General features: G+C 73.5%; 6 protein-coding genes. All 6 read right to left on the reverse strand.

Going from position 1 to position 4,663, the window contains the following annotated elements:
- Positions 1-149: 149 nt before the first annotated feature.
- Positions 150-767 (reverse strand): bifunctional phosphoribosyl-AMP cyclohydrolase/phosphoribosyl-ATP diphosphatase HisIE, encoded by a 618-nt coding sequence (gene hisIE / locus ACTHK2_RS04205; protein WP_440244442.1) that lies wholly within the window; start codon positions 765-767, stop codon positions 150-152.
- Positions 764-1,540: an imidazole glycerol phosphate synthase subunit HisF gene (gene hisF / locus ACTHK2_RS04210; protein ID WP_440244443.1), complete on the reverse strand. Its 777-nt coding sequence runs from the start codon at positions 1,538-1,540 to the stop codon at positions 764-766. The genes hisIE and hisF overlap by 4 nt, the downstream gene beginning before the upstream one ends.
- The gene (locus ACTHK2_RS04215) at positions 1,522-2,256 is read right to left on the reverse strand and encodes a HisA/HisF-related TIM barrel protein (protein WP_440244444.1); all 735 of its coding nucleotides are present in this window, start codon (positions 2,254-2,256) and stop codon (positions 1,522-1,524) included. Before ACTHK2_RS04215 ends, hisF begins: the two co-directional genes overlap by 19 nt.
- A complete protein-coding gene (hisH, locus tag ACTHK2_RS04220; RefSeq protein WP_440244445.1) occupies positions 2,253-2,846 on the reverse strand; it encodes an imidazole glycerol phosphate synthase subunit HisH in 594 nt (197 codons plus the stop codon). Before hisH ends, ACTHK2_RS04215 begins: the two co-directional genes overlap by 4 nt.
- A complete protein-coding gene (hisB, locus tag ACTHK2_RS04225) occupies positions 2,843-3,967 on the reverse strand; it encodes a bifunctional histidinol-phosphatase/imidazoleglycerol-phosphate dehydratase HisB (RefSeq protein ID WP_440244446.1) in 1,125 nt (374 codons plus the stop codon). Before hisB ends, hisH begins: the two co-directional genes overlap by 4 nt.
- Positions 3,964-4,663, reverse strand: a 700-nt coding sequence (locus ACTHK2_RS04230; protein WP_440244447.1) for an aminotransferase class I/II-fold pyridoxal phosphate-dependent enzyme, incomplete at its 5' end; no start/stop codon positions are given. The genes hisB and ACTHK2_RS04230, both read right to left, overlap by 4 nt.

The raw sequence follows: 4,663 nt of genomic DNA on the forward strand, positions 1-4,663 counted from the left end.
GCTCTGGCTCGGCGGCTCGTTCGATCGAGTCGGCGGGCGCTGCCGGCTGAGTCTCGCCGCCGTCGGCGCGCACGCGATCGTCGATCGCCTGTTCGACGACGGCTTCGAGGCGTGCCCGTAGCGGGCGGATGTCGGCGGCTGCGCGAGCGTCAGCGCGCCGCGTGCCGCCGCGCGAGTTCGGCGACGACGTCGGCGAACGCGAGATCGGCACCGCGCAGCAGCACGAGCAGATGGAACACGAGGTCGGCGGCTTCGCCGACCAGTTCGTCGCGCCGGCCGGGCGCCGCGGCGAGGGCGACTTCGACGCCTTCCTCGCCGACCTTCTGTGCGCGTCGCGCGGGTGGCGCCGCCAGCAGCTTCGCGACGTAGCTCGAGGCCGGGTCGGCGCCGGCGCGCGCGGCGATCAGCGCTTCGAGCTCGACCAGCCACGGATGCGCAGGCGCCGGGCCGTCGAAGCAACCCGCGCTGCCGCGGTGGCAGGTCGGCCCGCGCGACACGGCCTGCGCAAGCAGCGCATCGCCGTCGCAATCGGCCGCGAGCGAGACGAGCGCGAGCACGTGGCCCGAACTCTCGCCCTTGCGCCACAGGCGCTGCCTCGAGCGCGACCAGAAATGCACCTCACCGGTCGCGAGGGTGCGCGCGAGCGCGCCGCGATCGGTGTAACCGAGCATGAGCACGCGGCCATCGTGCGCATGCTGCACGACGAGCGGCAACAGGCCGTCGCCCTTGGACCAGTCGAGCGCGTCGACATCGAAGGCGAGGCTCACGGCCGCACCACGATGCCGCGTGCGACGAGGTAGCGCTTGAGGTCGGGGATGCGGATCTCGCCCGCGTGGAACACGCTCGCGGCGAGCGCGGCGTCGACGCCGCAGCGCTCGAACACGTCGCCGAAATGCGCGGGCGACCCGGCGCCGCCCGAGGCGACCAGCGGCAGGTCCGTCGACGCGCGCACCGCCTCGAGCAGCGCGTGCGCGTAGCCTTCACGCACGCCGTCGTTGCGGATCGCATTGATGACGATCTCGCCCGCGCCGCGCGCGCCGGCCTCGCGCACCCATGCGAGCAGGTCGCGACCGCTGTCGCTCGCCTGCTCGGGCTTGCCGCTGTCGGCGACGACGCGCCACGCGCCGTGGTCGTCGGCCCGTGCGTCGACGTCGATGCCGACGACGACGCACTGACTGCCGAAACGCGCCGCGAGTTCGTCGACGAGCGCGGGACGCGCGAGCGCGGGGCTGTTCACCGACACCTTGTCCGCGCCCGCGGCGAGCACGGCTTCGGCGTCGGCGACCGAGCGGATGCCGCCGGCGACGCAGAAGGGGATGTCGAGTTCGCGCGCGACGCGCTCGACCCAGGCGACGTCGACGCGGCGGCGTTCCGGGCTCGCGGTGATGTCGTAGAACACGAGTTCGTCCGCGCCCTCGCTGGCGTAGCGACGCGCGAGTTCGACGATGTCGCCGACCACGCGGTGGTCGCGGAAGCGCACGCCCTTGACGACGGCACCGTCGGCGACGTCGAGGCAGGGAATCAGGCGGCGTGCGAGCATGCGAGTGCCTCCAGCGACAGGCTGCCGTCGAGCAACGCGGTACCGGCGACGCAGGCCGCGACACCGGTTTCGCGCAGCGCGTCGACATCCGCGCGGTCGCGCACGCCGCCCGAGGCGATCCAGTCGAACGAGGGCCATTGGGCGACGAGCCGGTGGTACAAGGCGAGGTTCGGGCCCGCCGCCATGCCGTCGTGGGCGACATCGGTGCTGAGCACGTGACGCAGCCCTGCATCGATGAAGCGCCGCAGCAGCTCGCCGACATCGGCGTCGCCGGTCTCCTGCCAGGCATCGATCGCGGGACGCCAGCGGCCGTCGTCGCCGAGGCGCAGGTCCAGTGCGAGGCAAAGGCGCTCGCTGCCGAACTCGCGCAACCAGCGCGCGAAATCTTCCGGCGCGCGTACGGCGACGCTGCCGACGACGACGCGCCGGGCACCCGCATCGAACAGGCGCTGCACGTCGTCACGCGTGCGCACGCCGCCGCCTGCCTGCACGCGCGGGCCGCTGCCGGCGATGCGCGCGATCGACGCGAGCTGCAACGGCTGCGCCGCGCGTGCGCCGTCGAGGTCGACCACGTGCAGCCAGGCGGCTCCCGCGCGCGCGTAACGCCCGGCGAGCGCGAGCGGGTCGTGCTCGAACGTGCGCGCCTGCGTGAAGTCGCCCTGGCGCAGGCGCACGACGCGGCTGCCCTGGAGGTCGATCGCGGGAATGATCTTCATAGCCCGAAGAAGTTGGCGAGCAGGCGGCGGCCGGCCGCGGCGGATTTCTCGGGATGGAACTGCGCGCCGTGCACGTTGCCGCGCGCCACCACGGCGGCGAAGCGCGCGCCGTGCTCGGCGGCCGCGAGCGTCGCGTCGCCGTCGTCCGCGGCATAACCGTGCACGAAGTAGAACCAGTCGTCACGCCCGATGCCGCGCAGCAGCGGGTGATCGGCGCTGCGCGGCGCGAGCGTGGTCCAGCCCATGTGCGGCCAGCGCGGTGCGGCGGGGAGGCGACGAACGCAACCGCGCAGCAGGCCGAGGCCGGCGACATCGCCTTCGGCCGAACGCTCGTACAGGAGCTGCATGCCGAGGCAGATGCCGAGCAGTGGGCGGCCGAGCTCGCGCAGTGCGCGATCGAGGCCGCGCGCGCGCAGTGCGTCCATCGCCGGCGCGGCGGCACCGACGCCGGGGAGGATCACGTGCGTGGCCGCGGCGACGCGCGCGGGATCGTCCGACAGCTCGGTTTCGACGCCGAGGCGGCGGCAAGCCTCGCGCAGCGAACCGTAGTTCGCGCCGCCCGCGGCGATGACGAGCGCGCGCACGCTCATGCGGCGGCGCCCGCGAGCATGCCCTTGCTGCTTGGCACGGCGTCGCTGCCGTCGCGGCGGATCGCCTGGCGCAGCGCGCGCCCGACGACCTTGAAGCAGGCTTCGATCATGTGGTGCGCGTCGTCGCCGCGGACGGCGAGGTGCAGGTTCGCGCCGAGCGCGTCGGCGAAGCTGCGGAAGAAATGCGGCACGAGCGCGCTCGGCAGCGCGCCGACGCGTTCGAGCGGGAACACGCCGTCGAACACGAAGTACGGCCGGCCCGAGAGGTCGAGCGCGGCCTGCGCGAGCGCGTCGTCCATCGGCACGACGAAGCCGTGCGCGCGCTGCAGCGCAAGCACTTCGGGCGCGTGGCCGTAGCGGCCGATGCCGCGGCGCTCGCCGAGCGCCTCGCGCAGCGCCTGGCCGAGTGCGAGCGCGCAGTCCTCGACCGTGTGGTGTTCGTCGACTCCGAGATCTCCTGCGCAGCACAGGCGCAGTGCGAAGCCACCGTGCACGCCGAGCTGCTCGATCATGTGGTCGAGGAAGCCGATGCCGCTGCGCACGGCCGGCCGTCTCGCGGCATCGAGGTCGGGCGCGACCACGATGCGCGTCGCGCGCGGGCTACGCGCGACGCGAGCAACCCGTGGGGCATCCAGCAGCGCCGCCGCGATCGCGTCCCAGCCGCGGCCCGCGCCGATGCGCAGGCCGCGCACCCCGATGTTGCGCGCGAACTGGAGGTCGGTGTCGCGGTCGCCGACGACCGCGCTGCGCGCGCGATCGATGACGCCATGGCCGAGGTAGTGCTGCACGAGGCCGAGCCCGGGCTTGCGCGTCGGCGCATGCTCGTGCGCGAAGCTGCGATCAATCAGCACTTCGCGGAACGCAATGCCTTCGCCCGCGAGGATCTCGAGCAGCAAGCACTGTGGCCCGACGAACGTCTCCTCGGGGAAGCCCGATGTACCGAGGCCGTCCTGGTTGCTGACCATGACGAGCTCGTAGCCGGCGTCGACGAGGCGCCGCAGTGCGCCGATCACGCCGGGCAGCAGGCGTAACTTCTCGTAGCCGTCGACCTGCTCGTCGGCCGGCTCTTCGATGAGCGTGCCGTCGCGATCGACGAACAGGATCTTCGCAGGCGTGCTCATGGGCGTTCCCGCGCGAGCGCATCGAGCAGCGCATCGTTCTGGTCGGGACGGCCGATCGTGATGCGCAGGCAATCGGCGAGGCCGGGTTGCGACGAGACGTCGCGCACGAGGATGCCGGCGTCGAGCAGGCGCGCGAATGCGCCGCGTCCGTCGGCGAAACGCACGAGCAGGAAGTTGCCCGCGGACGGCCAGACCGTGCGCACGCCGTCGAGCGAGCCGAGCGCGCCGGCCACGCGCTCGCGTTCGGCGACGATCGTGGCGATGCGCGCGCGCGTGCGCGCCAGCGCGGGGGGTTCGAGTGCGGTGAGCGCAGCGGCGACGCTGCCGCACGGCAGCGGATACGGCGCCGCGATGCGCGCGACGAGGTCGACGATGTCCGGCCGCGCGAGCAGCGCGCCGACGCGCGCGCCGGCGAGCGCGTGCGCTTTCGACAACGTGCGCAGCACCGCGACGTTCGGATGGCGCGCGAGGAGCGCACCCGCGCTCGCGGTGCCGGCGAATTCGATGTAGGCCTCGTCGACGAGCAGCAGCGCGCGGCCGTCGAGCGCGCGCGCGAGGCGTTCGAGTCCGGCGCCGTGATGCAGCGTGCCGGTCGGGTTGTTCGGCGAGCAGACGATCACGAGCTTGGTGTCGTCGTCGGCGAGGGCGAGCAGGCGATCCGCATCGAGCGCGAAGCCGTCGTCGGCGGAGAGCGCA

The sequence above is a fragment of the Dokdonella sp. genome, assembly GCF_051958935.1.
In the GTDB taxonomy this organism is placed as follows: domain Bacteria; phylum Pseudomonadota; class Gammaproteobacteria; order Xanthomonadales; family Rhodanobacteraceae; genus Dokdonella_A.